Genomic DNA, 20,514 nt, shown 5'->3' on the forward strand with positions numbered 1-20,514 from the left:
TACATCAATCATGCAATCCTAATTTTTGATGATTCGTGTTAACGACTGGCTTTTCGTATTTCCCGTTTATTTTTATCGGTTCCAGATGCAGTCCGATATGTGTTTGTTTACCAAATTTAGCCTGTAATCGATGTTCTATATGGGTAGCATGCTGATGCGCTTCATATAAGGTAATATGTCCTGGCATACGTATATGCATCTCAATAGCTATTGTATTGCCAATACGTCGGGTTTGCAAATTGTGGGCATCTATTACCCCGTCCTCGCTTTCAGCTATTTGTATGATTTCATTTTCCGTTTCATCACCCAGACTCGCCTCGAGCAGTTCTGACAGAGCATCCTTTATCAGTTTGTAAGAAGATTTCGAAATAAAAAAGCTCACTACGACAGCCGCAATAGGGTCGAGAACAGCCCAATTTGGTCCTAACAGGATAGCACCGCCGATACCTAGAGCTGTACCTATAGAAGAAAGGGCATCGCTGCGATGATGCCAAGCATTAGCCGTAACGGCTTCCGACTTGTATTTTTTGCCAGCAGCAGCCGTAAATCGATAGGCCCATTCTTTCAGAGCGATACTCATCAGTGCTGCAGCCAGAGCTATCCATCTCGGTTGCCCAAGATTTTCGCCCCGTAGGCTCTGTATGATTTGCGAAATGCCACTATAACAGACCATCAGACCAACACCTAAGAGGCTGGTACCAATGATGGCCGTAGCTAAGGTTTCGTATTTACCATGACCATAATCATGACTTTTATCTTTCGGTTTGTTGCTTAATTTCACAAACACGATGACAACGATATCGGTAGCGAAGTCGGTCAGCGAGTGCACAGCATCGGCTAATATCGCAGCCGAATGTCCCCAAATACCTGCTGCAAATTTCAGAATAAGCAATATCACATTAATCAAACTCCCCTTCAAAGTGATGCGAAATAGTTTCTTTTCGCGTAAGGCTGAGTCATCAGAAGAGTCAGTGCTTTTATATTCCATTTCTCACGTGCTTTAAACCTTCGATGAGCAAATATATAAAGAAAATGTAACATGAGCTATAATTTGTTCAAAATTTAGGATATATTTTTTTGTATTCGTTACAAATGATAAATTATTTGGTACTTTTTGCAAAGTTTTACTGATAGATATTATTTATTTTTGCAATTGTCTTTAGAACTTGTGGTAAGCGAACTGCATTCTGTTTAGATGTGAATTTAGGTCAACTCATCCATTTAAGGCAGGTATTTCGATTTACCGTTCAATCGCCTGTCTCAATATGTGAGTTTAATAACTAGTTTAGTTAATTTTATTTAGGTTTTACTAGACGTAGTTTTTAAAAAGTTTTGTAGGTTTTTTACAAGTCAAGTGATAGGCAGATTCGTCGTGACGACAAATCTGCTTATATTTTTTATGTTGTTTCAGGAGGAAAAAATCAGCATGTAAATTTGTTTTTTAAATCAGATAATACTATCTTTGTCGTATTATAAATACCCCCAAAAAGAATGGTAATGGAATACGATTATTAACACTTAAATATTTAAAAATATGATCAACAACATGATGGTAACCACCACCCCAACCGTAGAGGGACATCGCATTTTAAGTTATAGAGGAGTTGTTACAGGCGAAACGATTATTGGCGCCAATGTTTTTAAAGATTTTTTCGCAAGTATTCGCGATATTATTGGTGGTCGTTCGGGCAGTTATGAGAGTGTGTTACGCGAGGCTAAGGATACCTCCATGCGTGAGATGATAGAGCGTGCTCAGCAAATGGGAGCCAATGCTGTAGTAGGTGTCGATATTGACTACGAAACGATTGGTGCACAGGGGTCTATGCTTATGGTTGCTGTGAGTGGTACAGCGGTGGTAATCGACTAAATTTGCAAAATGTACCGTTTAGCTGACAAAAATGGCTAAACTCGCATATAGTACCTCATTTTATTTTTAGCCTTAAAATGAGAGGTTTTTCGCCCCCTTGTTTTAAGGCTATTTTTGTGCGTAAGTGTTTGGTTTATAGGTTTATACATATTTACTTGCTTGATGTCTTTCTTCAAAAGGACATGGTCATAGATTAGCCATTAAAGCTCATTTCTTGTGCAAAAAAAAGTGATATTTTTATTGTACATGTTTTAGTTTATTTTTATTTTTGCTTTTGAAAGTTACCAAGTCGATCCGTTAGCCCTCAAAAATGTTACCAAGTCGATACGTTAGGACTTACCAAGTCGATCCGTTAGAAGGTTTTTGCTTAACCAAACCGATCCGCTACCCTTACCAAGTCGATCCGTTACACATGCGCTCAAGCCCGATAAACACTGGGCTGAGCGGGGATTGTGAAATATTTAAAATATTATATATATATAACCAAGTGATAGAAATATTATTTAGAAATATTGCAATAAGAGCAAAATATGTTGTTTTGAATTTTGTTGACATGAACCGCCTTATAATTCGCTTATTTGCTGTCGGCATGTTAGAAAGACTGAAATATGCGAATTTTGCGATAGTTTGTAACTGCCTGATTCATTGCGAGTTAGCTGTTAGCTGTTTTGGGGCGTTAAGAAATGCCCGGCAAAACCCCAGCTCCTATGGTCTAAAAGCTAAGGGTTTATGCGATAAGGTCATAGGTTTTAGCGGCTAAAGTCTAAGCTTTTGGGGTATAGGAGCTGGGGTTTTGCCGCAAGTGTGTGTGTAAGCGACAAAGTGGGTAGTCTAAAAGTTGAATTTTTCGAGCTAGATGGCGATTTTCGGAAGACCCTGATTTTGGCCATTTTATTTGACAGATGGCGGATTTTTTTTCTCGCTAAGAGCGCCAAGACGCAAAGAAAGAAAGTCAAGCGGGCAAGGGACGTAAGGGCGATTGGGTGTGTAAGCTTGGTACGGAAAAGTAGAGTAAGTGCGGAGAATTCGGGTAAAGCGTATCTAAGAAAACTTAGCGTGCAAGAAGAGAGTAGGGAAAATAGGGACAGGGAAGCAAAAAAGTAGAGAGAGCAAAGAGAGTTGGAAGTGCTAAAACCACAACGAAAAGAAAAAATGTTTAGCAAAAATCTTCATCTCTTCCCAAGAGACGGATTGAAACAAAAAAGTGTTGATATACAGATACTTACAGAGATATTCTGATGCGTTTTGCTAAACAAATGGCAAAAAAGCGATGCCTAAAACCCGTTTTTGGGGCATAAAAATGTGCGGTTTGAGAAAAAAAGAGTACCTTTGTACTCAGAATCCGTCTCTTGGGAAGAGATGAAGATTTTCGAATTTTTTCTTTTTCATGTTGATTGGATTCTCTCGATAAAGACCACAAAGAAGCCAATTGGCAAAACAAAGATTATTAGAACTCCCTCGCTGTGTAAAAAGGGCTTGGTCGTCTGTCGAGACACGGCTTGGGAGTTCTTTTGATTGCAGAATGACTGAGAAAATTAAACTTAGCGGATTGGAATCATTCCTCATGCGCATTGCGGATTACCTTCGCAAGAACATGGAGGAATCAGAATATAAAGAGTATATTTTTGGATTGCTCTTTTTGAAGCGCATGTCAGATGTGTTTGAAGAAAAGCGTGAAGTTTTGAAGAAAGATTATCAACATCTTCCTGAAGATGCCTTAAATTCTATTCTGGAGGATAAGACAACATACGGTGATACTTTCTTTGTTCCGAAACGTGCCAGATGGAACGAAGGTTGGTATGATGAGGAGAACGAAACCGAAGTTCCAGCCTTGCGAGACCTTAAAACTGATATTGGGCCAATGTTGAATAAAGCCCTGACTGCTATTGAGGATGCCAATAGCGAAGTGTTGCAAGGAATTTTCAAAGACCGCATCAACTTCAACAAAATGAGCGTTGATGGTACGCCTGTTATAAAAAACAGCGACCTTCGCAAGATGATAGAAGAGTTCAACAACTTTCCACCATTGTTGAACAAGAACTTTGAGTTCCCCGATTTACTTGGTGCAGCATACGAATTTATTCTGAAATACTTTGCAGACAGCGCAGGAAAGAAAGGTGGAGAATTCTATACGCCTAACACGGTGGTTCGCATGCTTGTAAAACTATTACAAGTAGATGAAGGTATGTCTATTTATGACCCTACTGTAGGTTCGGGTGGTATGCTTATTCAGGCATACCAGTATATTGAGGATGAAGGCAAAAATCCAAAGAATCTGGCTCTTTATGGTCAGGACAATAAAGATGGTGTTGTCGCCATTTGCAAGATGAACATGATTTTCCACGACATCCTCGGCTCGCATATCAAGTATGGCGATACTCTTGTGAATCCACAACATACGAAGAATGGCAAAATCATGAAGTTTGATCGTGTAATTGCCAATCCGCCATTTTCTCAGAAGTATTCTACTGAGGAAATGAAATACAAAGACCGCTTTATTTATGGCTTCACACCGGAAGATGCCAAGCAGGCAGATCTTATGTTTGTTCAGCACATGTTAGCCAGTTGTGACGAGAATAAAGGCGGTCGTGTAGTTGTGGTTATGCCTCATGGTGTCCTGTTCAGAGGCAGGAAAGAAAAAGAAATCCGTACAGCCATGCTTCAGCGCGACGTTGATGTGCTTGAAGGTGTGATAAGCTTACCACCGCAATTATTCTATGGTACTGGTATTCCTGCATGTGTGATGGTCTTCTCAAAGCGTAAGACTGATGATATGAAGGGCAAGGTGTTCTTTATCAATGCTGATAGAGAATACAAGGAGGGTAAGAAACAAAACACACTTCGGCCAGAAGATATTGAAAAGATTTCATACGTCTATCTGAACAAGATGGAAGTACCGAACTATTCACGTTTGGTTGACCTATCTGAGATAGAACAAAACGGTTATACTCTTAATATCCGCAAATACGTCGATAATACTCCTGCTCCAGAGCATCATGATGTTCACGCTCACCTTGTCGGAGGTGTCCCAGCAGTAGAGATAGAAGAAATCAACAGCAATCTTTCATCTAAAATTCACTTTGATGCCTTTACTCTTTTCAGTAGTGGCAATGATAGTTATCGTCAATTCGCTGTAAGCAACTGTGATGAGATAAAAAAAGCAGTTGAAGAAAGCAGCGAAGTAAACGCTGTTGTATCACAATTGCATGACAATTTATCCTCTTGGTGGGAAACTGCAAGCGATGAGTTTGCCACTATTGCAGGACATCGGGATGCATTGCTTTCAAAAGTCAGAAACAGTTTGATGCAATCTATGCGCCAGGCTCTCGAACCTATTGGTATGCTCGACCAACATCAGGTGGCTGGTATCTTTGTCAATTGGTGGGATGGTGTCAAGTACGACCTGAAGACTATCATGCAGCGCAAATGGGATATAGATCTCATCTATCCAGAATACAGTGACCTTGTTACAGCCATGTTCTTTGCCGATGAGCAACAAGCCATCGACAAGAAACAGGAAGATGTCGCAAACTGCGAAGCCAACTTAGAAGATATTGTAGAACAAATACTTGAATCTGTTGACTACGAGCCTGAGGAACCAGCAGAAGGCGAAGAAGCAAAAGAGATAAAGCATACTCCGAAATTAGCACACGAACAACTTGCGGTTGCCCTAAAAGGCTGTGAGGAGGACTCTGACGATGCCAAAGAGTTGGAAGCCTATTCAGCACAACTCAAAGAGTGTGAGGGAGCACTTAAGGCTGCTAAATCAGAGCTTGACCAATTGCAAAAGACTCTTGATTTGCATCTTGAATTGAAATGCCTTGGAGTGGAATCCAAGAAACTGTATGCCGAAGGATTGTTGAATCAAGCTAATAATGAAATTGCAGAAGTAACGCAACACGCTATTGCATTACTTGAACAGTCAGGTTTGCAATTCTGTATTCCGTCTGAGGATGCTTCTATAGAAACCATTCTTGTCTCTTTAGATGAAATTAAGAAGTCTGTGCCTTCAAACAAAAATAAGAGAACTGCCGAGCAGAACACTTTGCTAACAAAGGTCGCTCAGGCAAAAGATGTTCTCAAAGAGCCGAAAAAGAAGTTCGCAAAACTTCAAAAAGAAGTCGTGAAGATACAACAGGTTCTGAGCGGATATGATGCCACAATGCAATCTATTGGCGGGCAAATAACGGAAGAGGAAACTCGCACTTTGATTTTGCAGAAGCACTACAATATCATTGCCGACCAACTTAACCGTTACACCGAACAGGAGAGGCGCGACGTGATTGCTGCCTGTGAGCATCTTTTTGACAAATATGCAACGTCCGCACAACAGATTGCAACCGACTGCAATAAAGTGATGAATGAATTGAACGACATACTCAAAAAACTTAAATACGTTGACTGATATGGAAGTAAACAAGATTTCAATTCCAAAAGGTTGGCGTAAAGTCTCCATTGGCGAATGTGTCGTTGAGAAAAAAAAGTCGCCAATAAAAGTTGATGATGCTGCCAATTTCGGTTTGTACCCCTTCTTCACAAGTGGAGAGGCAGTTTTGCAGCATGATAGCAAACTTATAGATGGCGAGAACCTTTATCTGGCTACAGGTGGAATGGCTAACATCAAATACTTTAATGGAGAAGCTGCATATTCCACAGATACCTATGTGCTTGGTACAAAAGAGAATATTTGTCCCAAGTTCATGTACTATGTACTGCTATTCCTTAAACAATATATTGACATCAATTATTTCCAAGGAAGTGGCTTAAAACACCTTCAAAAGAAGGACTTCAAACGCCACGAAATTATTATCCCGGAATCAAAGGATGAGCAACAGCGTATTGCAGATGCGTTGTCTAAACTTGACGATTCGCTTTCAAAAACGCAGTCGCTCATTGATAAGTACGAACTAATAAAGCGAGGCTTGATGCAAGACTTGCTAACTTTTGGCATTGACAGTGAAGGTAACGTGCGAAGCGAAAAGACCCACAAGTTCAAGGACTCACCATTGGGTAGAATACCAGAAGAATGGGAATGGGTTGAAATGTCTAAATTAATGGATGCTATTGATGCTCAGCCAGACCACAGAACCCCAGCGGAAGTTGAAGAAGGTGCTCCCTATGTCGGAATAAGTGATATAGATGATTACGGTAATTTGATAATAGACAAATGCAGGAGAGTTGGGCGTTCTGTTGTAGAGAAACAAAAGTCCATTTTCACTGTAGAAGAAGGAGATATTATCTTTGGAAAGATAGGGACAATTGGAAAGCCCAAAATGCTTCCAATCCTCAACGAAGATTATGCTATTAGTGCCAACGTAATTGTCATCAAACCTAAGGAAAATGCGCTTTATCTTTACTATACATTGAAATCTGAATATGTGGATAAGGAGGTTGATTTATCTATTCATTCCACATCACAGCCAGCTTTCGGAATGGAAAAAATTAGGTCGCTGATGGTTAAGAAACCGCTTAAAGATGAACAAGAAGTTATTTCTGAGATAATATCTCAGTTTGATGGCTTTATACATCAAAACAAACTTGAGATTAACAAATTGTCGAGTACAAAGCAAGGTCTCCTTTCTGACCTCATTACAGGCAAAGTAAGAATATAATCGTAAAGGCTTATGATACTGACCAACGACAACAAATATGAAGAATCCCGTCGGAAACAACTTAAAATCGACGAGTTCAATAGCGTGGAACACCCTTTCATGGAACAGTTGAAAGAGTTGGGCTGGAATGATGATGCAAACGAAGTGATTGAACTTCAGATGCAACAGCAACCATCTGAAAGTTTTCGCACATCGTTCTCAGAAGTGGTGCTGATGCCTAAACTCAGGAAAGCATTAAAGCAAATCAATGACTTCCTGACAGACAGCCAGATTGATGAGGTTGCCAACCGCATCACGGCATATCAAGGTGTCACACTGCTCGAAAACAATGAGCGCATCTTCAATCTACTGGTGGAAGGTACGTCAGTATCACGAAACGAAAAGACGGGTGAACAATCGCCGTCTGTTCGCTATATTGATTTCGACCATCCAGAAAACAACATCTTCACAGCCATATCGCAGTTTAAGGTGGCTATCCCTGGCACCGACCATCATATTATACCAGATATTGTTTTGTTCTTGAATGGTCTGCCAATCGTCGTTGTAGAAGCTAAATCACCGAAGGTGTCAGAGCCGTTGCCTGAAGCCATCGACCAACTGATGCGTTATTCAGAACAGCGTGGAGATACAGGCGAGGGAAATCCTGCGTTGTTCCAATATAACCAGTTTTTAATAGTCACTTGCCGAAACGAAGCAAAAGCAGGTACTATCACCACCCATCGTGAAAAGTATTTTTATCGTTGGACAGATCCTTATCCAATGACATTGAACGATCTGAAACACGGTCAGAGTGCGCCAAACGACCAACAGCGCCTGGTGGCAGGTATGCTATCACTTCAAAACCTTCTTGACATTATCCGCATATTCACCATATTCTCTATTAATGACAAAGGCAAGAAGATAAAGATTGTATGTCGCTATCAACAGTTCCGTGCCGTCAAGAAGATGGTGAAGCGTTTGCAAGAAGGCAAGACTAAAGAAGATCGTGGAGGTATTTTATGGCATACGCAAGGTTCTGGAAAGTCGCTTACCATGATGTTCCTTGTACGCCAGATGCAACTTATAACAGCTCTTCAATCGTGGAAGGTGGTATTTGTCACCGACCGCACACAACTGGAAGAACAATTGGGTGACACTGGCGGCGGTGTTGGTTTTAACTTGAAGAAAGCTGAGTTTATAAACCCAAGGGCAAATAAACCTATGTGCAGTCTGAAAGAGCTTTTGAGCACCAATACTTCCGACCTTGTAATGGCGATGATTCATAAGTTCCAAGAGTCTGGAGAGTTGGATGACATTCAAATCTTTCCAGTCTTGAACGAAAGCCCCAAAGTGCTTATTCTTACCGATGAAGCGCACCGTTCACAATTCTCCCTGCTGGGTGCAAATCTTGAACGTGCCCTGCCTAATGCCACTCGCATAGGCTTTACTGGTACGCCAACGTCAAAAACCGAACGTTTATATAGAGACTATATAGACAGTTATACCATGCGTCAGAGTATTGATGATGGTGTAACGCTTGAAATCATCTATCAGGGCTTTACCCATAATGCCGAGGTGGAAGACAAAGAAGGCATGGATAAGAAGTTTGAAGATGTCTTCAGCGATTATAACATACAGGAGCGTTTGCAGATTCTGGGCTTCGGCTCTCGTGATGCATATCTGGACAGTGAAGATACCATTAGGGAAAAAGCTAAGTATATGATGGATCACTATGTTTCTCAGATTTTCCCAGGTGGCTTCAAGGCTCAGATTATCGCCAATTCTAGAATTGCAGCCGTAAGGTATAAACGCATGATAGAGGATGCTCTCAAAGCAAAAATTGAGGAATTGGAAAATAACAATCCATTAAGCATCAATATCGACCGGCTGAAAAAAGTACGTGCAGCCGTAGTTATCTCTGGCGACCGCAACGACGAGTTGGAGATAAAACAATATACAGATACCAACTATCACAAACGTAGCATTAAGTCGTTTAAACTTCCTTTCGATGGTGAAGACGAGGAAGATCCAACAATTAAGGGAGATGTGGGTATCATCATAGTCAACAACATGCTTACAACTGGTTTTGATGCGCCTATCGAACAGGTTCTGTATCTTGATCGTGTGCTTGTTGCTCATAATCTCCTTCAAGCCATAACTCGTCCTAACCGAGTGGGCGAAGAAGGCAAAGATTTCGGCTTTGTAGTGGACTATGTCGGCATAGGTCATCACTTGAAGAAAGCCATTGATTATTACGATGAGAAACAAGGTCAGGTTGACACTGATGAGACCGATGGAACACTTTCTACCATTGTTAATGAAGAAGAACTTCTGAAAGAACTCAAAAACACACATGCTGCCATTTGGGACTTTTTGAAGAAGAATGTGTTGACCGACCTCACAGACGAGGATGCTTTTTATGATCTCTTCTATGATGAAGATGCACGTGCAGAATGGTTGAAGCTATATGGCGAGTTCACACGTGCATTCAACGCTGTCCTCCCACGAAAAGAGACATTGGACTATCTGATGGACTGGAAATCATTCACAGAGATAAACGCCTTGGCACTGAAACATCTTCGAGATGGTCGATTTAGTATGAAAGGTATTCCGCAGAAACTACGTGCCATTGCCGATGTCTATCTGAAGTCCAAAGGAATAGAAGAAAAGGTTGCTCCAATCTCTATTATAAGCGAAAAGTTTACTGAAGAGGTTAAAAAGCGCAAGTCAGAAAAGACAAAGGCGGCAGCAACAGAACATGCCATTAGGAATTACATCGAGATAAATATCGATGAAGACCCTGAACTCTTTGCGTCTTTCTCCAAGGCTCTTGAAGAGATTCTTAAGAACTTTATGGGTAACTGGAAGAAAATATATGAAGAACTGGAGAAACTACGTCAACGCATACGTGACCGTGAAAAGGAGAATACCTATGGACTTGACCGTAAGCGGCAAATGCCATTCTTCCGCATATTCAAATCGGAGTTGTACAACGACAAAGATTTGACGGAAGACGAGGTAAGCAAAAGCGTTGCCTTGACTATCAATATAGTTGAGAAATTGCAAACAGAGCTTCGCCTTCTCGGTTTTTGGAGCAGTACACCAGCCCAAAATCATTTGAAAGGTGAACTACAGAAAATTCTTCTTTCTCCTGATTTCTGCTCAATGCCTGGTATTGTTACCAAACGGCAGGAGATCATTACAAGAATCATGGAAGTAGCCAAAACAAAATATTCAACTATTATTTCTGAAATATAATGGTTTACGAAATCGAATACAGCAAGCGAAGAAAAACCGTTGGCATTCTCGTAGAACGAGACAGACGTGTTATTGTGAAAGCCCCAGAGGGTTTTCCGGCTTCGCGTATTCAGGAAATAGTTGAAAAGAAAAAAAATTGGATTGAAGAAAAGGTCAATGATTCCTATAAATATCCTACTCAGCCAAGCAAGAAGGAATTTGTTTCAGGCGAAAGTATGATGCTCATGGGCAGGAACTGCACATTGCTTGTGGTGGATGAGAATATAAGAGGAATTAAGTACGACGGATTCTCTTTCCGTATCTCAAAAAAGAATCAGGAAAGAGCCCATGACCTATTCGTGGCTTGGTATAAGAAATATGCACTCACCAAAATAGAGCCAATGGCAAAGTCATTTGCTCAAAAGTTAGGTGTAAACTACAACGGATGCTCTGTTACTGACACCATGAAATACAGATGGGCATCATGCACCCCTAAAGGGAATGTCAATTTCAGTTGGCGCATTATCAAAGCTCCTGTATTTGTAATTGAGTATCTGATTGTACATGAATTAGCCCATTTGCGAATATCAGATCATTCTCCTGAATTTTGGAATATTGTATCAATACAAGTTCCATCATACGAAGACGCAAAGATTTGGCTTCGGGATAATGGAAATGTTCTAGAAGTGGATTTCTGAGTTCGTTCAATTTTAAAATTATTTGTTTAATGGCTCGCATTCTATACAAATATTTGGATATAACTGGGGCTAAATGTATGATTAGGAACCATAATCTCCAGTTTACTAATGCCTCTCAGTTGAATGATCCATTCGATTGTCATCCCAAGTTGCTTGACTACTCAAAGGTGCCAAAGCATAAACTACAAGGATGGATACCTGAGAGATGGTGGATAGAAAAAGAAGAAAACGACGCTCTTAATCTTCGTAACAACACGTGGCTTTGTAGTTTGTCTAAAGTCAATGACTCAATACTTATGTGGGCTCATTATTGCTATAATCACAAAGGTGTCTGTATCGGGCTTGACATAGACAAGGTGATGCAATCCGTCCCTCCAATGTTTGGAGAAATATACCAACAACCTCTTGTTCTTGATGTTCAATATAAGAGTATAATTGAACGTCCAAATGGATATTGTAACACGATGGGGCTGTTTAATTATCAATGGCAAACAAAAGCAAAGGAATGGGAATATGAACAGGAGGTAAGATTAGTCATGCCAAAACCCAACTCTATGTATGCAGCTTTGACTCCTGCGCAAGCCAAACATTCTAAAAAGACATGGGATATGCGTGAGATACACCATTATATACAGTTGAAAGGTGAATGTTTTGAGTCTATCTATTTTGGCATAAATATAGATAAGCATGAGAGAGAAAAAATAATTCAGTTTGTTCGTAAAGAACTGAACCCACACATCAATTTTTATCAAATGCGTGTAGATGATGATGCTTTTAAACTACAATCAGAAATAATATGATAGTTGCAAACTAAGTGTGTGTGATAGAGTAAATGTTGCTGCAACATTCAATCGCTATCATTTCGGGCGGAAACTGCGATATTTTGCAAGTTTCCGCCCGAAATAGCTTTTGTTTAGCTTTATATCGCCAAAGCAGAGAAATCGGTTAATAAGATGTTTCTAGTTGTCCAATAAGTATATTGCAATAAAGGAGCAAGACATTTATCTTATGGATAAGGCTTACTCCTTTTTGAATCATAAATAGTTTGGAGCGGAAACTATGATCTCTAGCATATCTTCACTTATTAGAATACGGTTGCGCTACATGTATGTACCGTCAAAATAAGAACTAATTAATTCATTAGTTCTTGGAGAACCTCTTCTATTGATATGTGTTTCAACATTGGCTTTGGATTGTTGTCCCTATATTCATTTTCATACTCTATATTTTTTTGCTTTCTGTATGATGGAAAGAAGATATATTTGTATGCCTTGGATACCTTTCTATGGTCCCATAACGGACGTACGAATGGAATTATGTAGATAATGAAGCTAATACTAATCGACAAACTTTTAATCTTATTATTTTCGTTGAATATACTTACAACGAATAAGCCTATGACTATTAGGACGTGAACTGTTGCTATCACAGCGTTCTTTCTCCAATCTTTTCTCCCGTTCTTCTTGATAAAGGTAGCCTTCCCCTTGAAATAATCTTCTTTCTGTTTCTCATATTCGTTTTGATATTCTCTATTCCTTTTATCTTGTATTTCTAATGCGGCTTTTCTAAGGGAGGCATCTTTTTTAGCACGCTCTTTCAAATCTGCATCATGTTGTTCTTTCATTTTCTTAAGAGTGTTCTGATGTTCTTCTTTGTTTTTTGCTTCAACCAATTTCCTCTCGGCAATGAATGCATTTATATCATTAACACTTAATACTTCTACATAGGAATCAGCATTGTCTGCATGTAGATCGTCTGGGCTAACTGTAGATTTATGTAGTTCTGCCAAGGTCGCTTTTTTGCTGTCAATATCAAATTTACCTTGTTTATCTTCTTCTATAAATTGAGAAAAAAGCCTGCCAACATTATCATTGATGCGAGAAGACAAAGCTATCTGAGCCTTAGTTATGACATTTATTGAACGAAGTGTTGACATGTTGGATAATCCTTTATTTAAGACCATCCAAAATCTATTTGTCAAAAATGAAAGACTTGTTGCTAATGGAACGCAATTGTCTTTTTTTACGTTCTTGTCAAATGCAATTGTAAATGTAACTTTATTTGCAGATAACAATATGTGTCCCACAGTCCTGAATATAGATTGGCTTTTATATCCTCTCTTGATTGATATATAATTGAGAAGCTTTACTTTCCTATCTATATCTTTTTCTGATGTATCATTATCATTGTATTCATAAAATGGCTTACTGTCAATCAAGTAATTCCAATTGGTTTCTTTATCATAGTAATGCTCTTGCGTGTCAAGTGTAATGTCTTTTTCGGCAAGCATCCGAAACAATTTTGATTTTTTCTCAACGACCTGGGAAGCATCAATACATCCATTTACAATATTACTCATCGCTTGTTTTGATGGATTGAGTTGTTCTTCCTTGCGAACAATTCGTTCTGCAATTTTGAAATAAGACTCTATCTCGTCTCTGTTCTCAGCAAAATATCTCAGTTTAATAATTGGAGTTTTTGCTTTTTTGTTGACTTCTTGGACTAATTCATAGAATTCATCAAACAGATCCTTATAAAGTGCGCCATTCAGTCCAAACATGTGGAATATTATTTCTGTGTCCAAATAGATGTGTAATTGCGTGTCGAGTTTATCAACAGCATTATAATCTGCGTTATAATTTAGGCCAACAAAAATTACGACACCCTGCCTGATTTGATTTAATTGTTCAACAAAAGCTTTATCATTTGACTGTTCAATTATAAATTGCGATATGTACTCTCCAAATTGTGAAGAATTCGTATCATCTATAATGAAAGTGCAAAAATCATTACACAATTCTTCTTTTTCATGTATAGAAAGGCTTTTTCCCATTTTCCCTTCAACGAACACACAAAGCGAGTCTATTGCTTTTTGATTCACATCGTTCTCGGTTTGTGTGTCCTTCCTTATTTCGTCGGCATTGAAAACTGCATCTTTTTTAATTGTATATGAGGATTTGTTTTTGTTTAGAAAATCTAGTTTTCCCAATGCTCTTTTTACAACAGCCACTGGCAAATCAAAACCGTACTCTTGATTTATAATATTAACCATCTCTTGCAAGTCAAAAGATGATAATGCTTTTTCTGCTATAGCTAATTTGATAAATTCTGCTATAACACAATAAATATCTCTTTTTTGATTATACAAATTGCGAAAAACAGTTAGTGATGCCATACACTTTCGCTTGTCTGAGATTCTATCCATTTGTTTATAATATTAATTCATTCGTTTAATTGTTTATCTATTCATCACGCTCTCAGCCAGCAGATATACTCGTGTACCGAGAGTCTGTGGCCAACGGTCAGTAGGATTTTTGTCCAAAGCTTTTGCCCGCTCTATCGCCTCCTTAACATGAGCTATCAGCATTTGAGCATCATATGCAGCCTCATGGTAAGAACCCATCTCTTGACGCAATCGTGTCTTTAGATATGGATCTGTCCTTCTCGAATTTCGACGGTTTTCCAGCCATAGCTGTTGCTCCTCAGGAGACAATGAGGTGGCATCTACCAAATGCAACAGCAACCAAAGTTCGATGCAAGGATTGCTCAATGCCATGTGCATATAGTCATTCTGCGAACATTCTGTAGCTACACGAGAAAGCATCGATTCTGTCCAGCGGTCTTTATCTACGACAAGCCAGAGTTCATCGTCAGCTTCTAGTGCATACTGTTCCTTGTAATCGTTCAACTGCTTCAAGACGTGTTCAGGGCTGGAGTTGTTTTGCTCGTCTTCACTTCGTTCCAAGATATGTACATGCACACGGGGATTGGTATATTCTTTGGCCAATGCCTTGAAATATATTCGCTCCGTGTCCTTGCCCTCGGAGGCTATGACTATTAGGCGAGCGTCACGGAATGCCTCTTGACGCTCGCGCATTAAACTATTCCTGCTTCGCATCGTTCCAATGAATATTGTTCAGTTCTCCAAAGAATGGTATGGCTCCGTATCGACCGTTCAGATACCCCTTCTGTACATTCTCCCTCGGCTTGTACTCACAGAGCGAAGACAGATGGCTTTCACCCTTCTTGTCTTTCTCCACAAACCATATCTCATCTTGACGGATAGGAGCAGTGGAAAGCAGATTAGACTCGTGTGTGGTGCATATCAACTGCATCTGCGAATCGCTTCTGAGTAAGCTGTCATACATCTCCAATAGTTTCAAAGTCAACATCGGATGCAGACTCCTATCGACCTCATCAATCACATAGACGGCATCATTGGCTCGCATGTCAATGAGCATAGGAATGAAATCGAAAAGGCGAGACGTTCCATCTGACTCTTCAAACATTTCGAATATATAGTCAGAGTTGCTGCCTTCTGTCTTGTGGATGGTCTTCAATTCGTACCACTTTAGGTTCTTCGACTCGTCTTTTTCCGCAAAGATGAAACGGCTCTCATTGTGAATCACAACGCCTGCTTTTTCATCTTTGCCGTCAAGGCTTTCCTCAATCTTCTGCCGAATTTCATCTGGGATGCCCAATTCCTCAGATTTCGACTCCACACGACGAAGATCTGATATGCCTGTGCCAAAGTAGCTGAGCAAATCACGCATCACGTTCTTAAATTGGGAGACGTCCACTACTCGAAATGGGAAATCTGTTCTGTGCGTATTTGGGAAGATGATGTTCAAATTCTCGAACCACTTTCGTGCCGACTTGATAGCATCGATTCCCTTTCCGTTACGCTTGATATATTCACTCAGGAAAGTGCCTTTTGTTGGTGTGCCATCAATCAGGAACTTCAAGAACTGACCGTCTGCCCCCTTTACGAACTGTGGTGCAATGGTATTCTCCCAAACGTCGCCATTACGCTTGCGCTCGAAAATCATAGTATCAGTACGACTGCCTGTCTTATACAGCCATTCTTCCAACAAGCCACCCTTCGAGAAGGCAATGCCGTATGCAAAGAATTGACCATCCACCTTGAACTCCAGTTCAATGCTTGAACGCTCTTGTGGAGTGTCCGTCATCTTGAAGTAATTGTACTTTCGGTTACTCCAACCATTCATGGCAAACTCCTTGATGATAGCCAAACACTTTATGATGTTCGACTTACCCGAAGCATTGGCACCATAAATCAAGCCCATGCGGAGCACAGATATATCATCTCGCTTCTCTGCACGTGACACTTGCAACGGCAATTGGTCGCTCTTGCTCGCCGTGAACAAGATACGCGTTTCCTCGTTGAACGAGTATATATTTTCGAACTTGGCTGATAATAGCATGATAGTATCTAATATTTATATTATTTCTGTTGCAAATATAATAAATAAATTTAGACTCTGTCGAATTTATACATTAAATATTTGAAAATGTGACAAATATTTAGGGTGTTATAAATATCTCGTCGTTTTCTTATAAAAATCCGATGTGTTGAACCTTGTAAAGAAGTCTTTCTAAGTATTCGGTTATACAGCCCAAAAAAGGAATAAGTGGACAAATATAGCCCTAAAAATTCGGAATAAGTGGGTGAAATTGGTCGTTAAAAAACGGAATAAGTGGACAAAAATGATGTTAAAATGATGGAATAAGTGGATTTTTTTCTTGTTAACTAAAAAAAGGGACAGTCGATATAATAATTCGACTGTCCGTAAAATGCATACGAAAAAGATTAAAAGAAGGTTATTTTATGGGAAAGTTTTCCATATTAGCGACTTTGTTCCGTAAATATTTTACGGAACAAAGAATATTTTGTAACTTTGCCGTATATAATTTAAAAAAGTAAATATTAGCTATGCTAACAAGATTTGCCGTTAAGAATTATCGTGGATTTGCTGATAACATAGAGTGGAATTTGTCGCATCCATGCAGCTATTCTTTCAATACGGATGCCATTAAGAACGGTATTGTGAAGAATGGCATCATATATGGTCCAAATGGATCAGGAAAAAGTAACTTAGGGTTGGCTATCTTCGATATAGCCAATCATTTGTCGCATAAGTGGAAGAAACCCGATTACTATTTGAACTATGCTTCGGCATATGGATACAACCTGCCTGTAGATTTTGAGTATGTCTTTAATTTCGGTAAAGATGTCATATCATATAACTACTCAAAGGTGGCAAAGGAGCTTAAAGGGATTATCGTAAAGGAGCAATTGTTCTTGAATGACAAGGAACTACTATATAAGGACACGGATACGTTGCGCTTGAACAAAGAGTTCGCTTTGACGGATGCAGCCATTGACAATTTGAAAAACAGCGCAAATAACATCTCGATTGTCAATTATCTGTTGAGTGTTGTGCCTTTTCCTGAAGGGCATGCCTTGCTGAAGCTAAGAAACTTTGTTGAGAATATGTTGTTCTTCAGAAGCCTTGACAATCGTGAGTTTATTGGACTTAAAGAGGGAGGAAGCAACATAGAGGAATATATCATCAACAATAATCTTACAGAAGATTTCTCGAATTTTCTGAAAGAAGTGAGCGGTCAGCATTTTGTGTTTGCTAAACCCATGCAGGGCGAGAACATGCTTTATACGGTTATCAATGGCATCCGTATGCCATTTGTGTTAGTTGCGTCTACGGGCACAATGAATTTAGAATTGCAATACTACTGGTTGAAAGAGATGGTGAATGCTTCATTTATCTTCATTGATGAATTTGATGCTTTTTACCACCATGAGCTTTCATATACCCTTTGCCGTCGATTGTTCAAGAGTGACAATCAGTTATTCTTGACTACTCATGACACGTTTTTGTTGTCAAATGATTTGCTACGCCCTGATTGTTTCTTCATATTAAAGAACAACAATATAAGTGCGATATGCAATCTTACGGACAAAGAGCTTCGATTTGGTCACAACTTGGAGAAACTGTATAGAGGGGGTACGTTTGACGTATGATATTGTTCGTATTTGAAGGTGGAAAAGCCGAACCTACGGTTTTCGATTCGATAGGAAAACTATTCCTGCCGAATGAAGAACTATGCGTAGTTAAGTGCAGGCATGATCTCCCAACATTGTACTCAAATATTGAAATACACCAAGGAAATGCCAGATGCTGACTATTGGAAATATGTTGCGACAAGGGACGAGTGCGCCAAGCATCTATTCAAAGGTAAGGCCGAACGTTTCGCTTATGCACAAGCAAAAGCCTTTCGATTCATCGACCTTGATAAGACAGACAAGGAAACCGTCAAGAACAACTGGGAAAGTTTGAAAATTCAAAATGTATGTAAGGCTCATTATTTAGTAAGTGGTTGCAATACCATCCCATCAGAAAAATCAACGATCAATCAGAAAAGCATATTTGAAGCGCAGAAAGATAAATATGTGAATACGGATGAAATGGTTTCCATATTAAACTCTTTTCCAATATTCTTGTATGATTATTTGAAATGATTGAGAGGATTTTTCTAAGCCAAAAATGATGTTAAAATGATGGAATAAGTGGATTTTTTTCTTGTTAACTAAAAAAAGGGACAGTCGAATTATTATATCGATTGTCCCTTTTTTTAAAATGTTTTTTCTTTTAATTCTCTTTCTCAAATCTTGCTCACACGATTAAGAGATTAGTCTTTGTCGATGTAAGAAAGGAACCAGTTATGGAAATTAAAATCTGTTTCAATCATACCATTTTTGATAGTTCCTGTTGATACATTCTTTTCCTTTTTCATCGCTTTATTCGCATTAGTTCTTTTTATTTTTCTCGTTGAAATTCTCAACTTTTGCTGCAAAGATATATAGTTTTTCTCTACTATGATAATTTTTACGCATTAAAATTGTTTTTTATTATGTAAACGTTTGCATGATGACATAAAAAAGACTCAACCAGAGGTGTATACGCCTTCTGGTTGAGTCTGCTATTTCTATTATCGATCTTTCTTTTTATGCTACACCATCTTCGCCTAGGTAGCTGTCCTTGAAGCCAAGGAAGTATAATATGGCATCGAGTCCAATGTTGTTAATACTCTGTTCTGCGCTTTCTACAACTTTTGGTTTAGCGTGGAAGGCGATTCCCAGACCGGCTTCTGATATCATGAGTAAGTCGTTTGCACCATCACCCACAGCTACCGTTTGCTCCAAATTGATTTGCTCTACCTGAGCAATCAGTTTCAATAGTTCTGCCTTGCGATGACCATCGACAACAGGACCTTTGTAGCGACCGGTCAACTTGCCATCTTCGCCAACTTCAAGTTCGTTGGCATATACATAGTCTACACCGTAAGTCTTGCGGAAGTATTCACCAAAGTAAGTAAATCCACCAGAGAGGATAGCAATCTTATAACCAGCCTTCTTGAGCACCTTCATCAGTCGATCACAACCCTCGGTGATAGGAAGATTTTTCTGTACATCCTCCATAACGCTGATATCAAGACCCTTCAGCAAAGCCACTCTTCGGGTAAAACTCTCTTTGAAATCGATTTCACCACGCATAGCGCTGGCTGTGATGGCTGCTACCTGATCGTATACACCATGACGGCGAGCCAGCTCATCGATACATTCAGCCTGAATCAGCGTAGAGTCCATATCGAAACAAATCAGTCTTCGCATACGGCGATACATGGTATCTTCCTGGAATGATATCTCGATACCGTGCTCACGGCTCAATCGCATAAATTCACTTTGCATCTGCTCCCGATCTGTAGGTTTGCCACGTAGTGAAAACTCGAAACAAGTGCGGAGATTACTTTCAGGATGCTCGATACTCATTCTACCAGTGAGTCGGCGAATATTATCAATATTAAAACCTTGTTGGCGTATAATCGCAGTAACAAGAGCTATTTGCAATGCGGTAAGACTTCTACCTACCACTGATAGGATATAGCGGTTTTTACCCTGATGGCGTACCCATCCCTCGTATTCCTTGTCGGCTACTGGACGGAAGTCAATATGTACACCAAGTTCGGTGGCTGCAAACAGAAGATCTTTCATAACGAATCCTGACTTCTCCGTGCCGATACGAATCAAAATACCCAAACTTAAAGTAGAGTGGATGTTAGCCTGACCGATATCGAGGATTTGTGCCTCGTAGCGAGAAAGGATACGCATGATGGTAGCGGTAAGACCTGGCTGGTCGATACCGGTTATACCAATAAGGATCTGTTCTTCTTTTAGTTCATTATTTACCATATCAAATATGAATAGTTGCGTTTATCGTGCAAAGTTACGCAAATATTCGTT

The 20,514-nt window shown here is 39.6% G+C and carries 14 protein-coding genes; 9 read left to right on the plus strand and 5 right to left on the minus strand.

Features of this window, described 5'->3' with window-relative positions; translation table 11 throughout:
- Positions 1-4 precede the first annotated feature (4 nt).
- Complete coding sequence (locus L6471_RS00915; protein ID WP_237797047.1) at positions 5-988, minus strand: cation diffusion facilitator family transporter; 984 nt, start codon at positions 986-988, stop codon at positions 5-7.
- 558 nt (positions 989-1,546) lie between these two features.
- Between L6471_RS00915 and L6471_RS00920 the strand changes: the two genes are divergently transcribed.
- The 7 genes from L6471_RS00920 (at position 1,547) to L6471_RS00950 (ending at position 12,193) form a co-directional block, all read left to right on the plus strand.
- Complete coding sequence (locus L6471_RS00920) at positions 1,547-1,867, plus strand: heavy metal-binding domain-containing protein (protein ID WP_039869577.1); 321 nt, start codon at positions 1,547-1,549, stop codon at positions 1,865-1,867.
- Between the two features lie 487 nt (positions 1,868-2,354).
- Positions 2,355-2,627: a hypothetical protein gene (locus L6471_RS00925; protein WP_237797048.1), complete on the plus strand. Its 273-nt coding sequence runs from the start codon at positions 2,355-2,357 to the stop codon at positions 2,625-2,627.
- A 762-nt stretch (positions 2,628-3,389) separates the two neighbouring features.
- Complete coding sequence (locus L6471_RS00930; RefSeq protein WP_237797049.1) at positions 3,390-6,272, plus strand: HsdM family class I SAM-dependent methyltransferase; 2,883 nt, start codon at positions 3,390-3,392, stop codon at positions 6,270-6,272.
- A 1-nt stretch (position 6,273) separates the two neighbouring features.
- The gene (locus tag L6471_RS00935) at positions 6,274-7,479 is read left to right on the plus strand and encodes a restriction endonuclease subunit S (protein WP_237797050.1); all 1,206 of its coding nucleotides are present in this window, start codon (positions 6,274-6,276) and stop codon (positions 7,477-7,479) included.
- A 12-nt stretch (positions 7,480-7,491) separates the two neighbouring features.
- On the plus strand, positions 7,492-10,716 hold the full coding sequence (locus L6471_RS00940) for a type I restriction endonuclease subunit R (RefSeq protein ID WP_237797051.1): 3,225 nt from the start codon (positions 7,492-7,494) through the stop codon (positions 10,714-10,716).
- Positions 10,716-11,393 carry a M48 family metallopeptidase gene (locus tag L6471_RS00945; RefSeq protein ID WP_237797052.1) on the plus strand — a complete coding sequence of 226 codons (678 nt, stop codon included), beginning with the start codon at positions 10,716-10,718 and terminating at the stop codon, positions 11,391-11,393. Before L6471_RS00940 ends, L6471_RS00945 begins: the two co-directional genes overlap by 1 nt.
- A gap of 77 nt (positions 11,394-11,470) precedes the next feature.
- On the plus strand, positions 11,471-12,193 hold the full coding sequence (locus L6471_RS00950) for a DUF2971 domain-containing protein (RefSeq protein WP_237797053.1): 723 nt from the start codon (positions 11,471-11,473) through the stop codon (positions 12,191-12,193).
- 332 nt (positions 12,194-12,525) lie between these two features.
- On the opposite strand, the gene L6471_RS00955 is transcribed toward L6471_RS00950, so the two are convergent.
- Genes L6471_RS00955 through L6471_RS00965 form a run of 3 tightly spaced genes read right to left on the minus strand, consistent with a single transcriptional unit; the run spans position 12,526 to position 16,618 of the window.
- Positions 12,526-14,598 carry a hypothetical protein gene (locus tag L6471_RS00955; RefSeq protein WP_237797054.1) on the minus strand — a complete coding sequence of 691 codons (2,073 nt, stop codon included), beginning with the start codon at positions 14,596-14,598 and terminating at the stop codon, positions 12,526-12,528.
- A 33-nt stretch (positions 14,599-14,631) separates the two neighbouring features.
- Positions 14,632-15,270: an RloB family protein gene (locus L6471_RS00960; protein WP_237797055.1), complete on the minus strand. Its 639-nt coding sequence runs from the start codon at positions 15,268-15,270 to the stop codon at positions 14,632-14,634.
- A gap of 4 nt (positions 15,271-15,274) precedes the next feature.
- Positions 15,275-16,618 carry an AAA family ATPase gene (locus tag L6471_RS00965; RefSeq protein ID WP_237797056.1) on the minus strand — a complete coding sequence of 448 codons (1,344 nt, stop codon included), beginning with the start codon at positions 16,616-16,618 and terminating at the stop codon, positions 15,275-15,277.
- A 509-nt stretch (positions 16,619-17,127) separates the two neighbouring features.
- Here L6471_RS00965 and L6471_RS00970 point away from each other — a divergent pair.
- Together L6471_RS00970 and L6471_RS00975 are read left to right on the plus strand one after the other, a co-directional pair.
- Positions 17,128-18,234, plus strand: coding sequence for an AAA family ATPase (locus tag L6471_RS00970; RefSeq protein ID WP_237797057.1), 1,107 nt, complete (start codon positions 17,128-17,130; stop codon positions 18,232-18,234).
- A gap of 102 nt (positions 18,235-18,336) precedes the next feature.
- Positions 18,337-18,732, plus strand: a complete 396-nt coding sequence (locus L6471_RS00975; RefSeq protein ID WP_074803229.1) for a hypothetical protein — start codon at positions 18,337-18,339, stop codon at positions 18,730-18,732.
- 486 nt (positions 18,733-19,218) lie between these two features.
- Here the strand turns inward: L6471_RS00975 and serB are convergent, their stop codons facing one another.
- On the minus strand, positions 19,219-20,463 hold the full coding sequence (gene serB / locus L6471_RS00980; RefSeq protein ID WP_006281433.1) for a phosphoserine phosphatase SerB: 1,245 nt from the start codon (positions 20,461-20,463) through the stop codon (positions 19,219-19,221).
- Positions 20,464-20,514 lie beyond the last annotated feature (51 nt).

The organism is Segatella bryantii (genome assembly GCF_022024215.1).
In the GTDB taxonomy this organism is placed as follows: domain Bacteria; phylum Bacteroidota; class Bacteroidia; order Bacteroidales; family Bacteroidaceae; genus Prevotella; species Prevotella bryantii.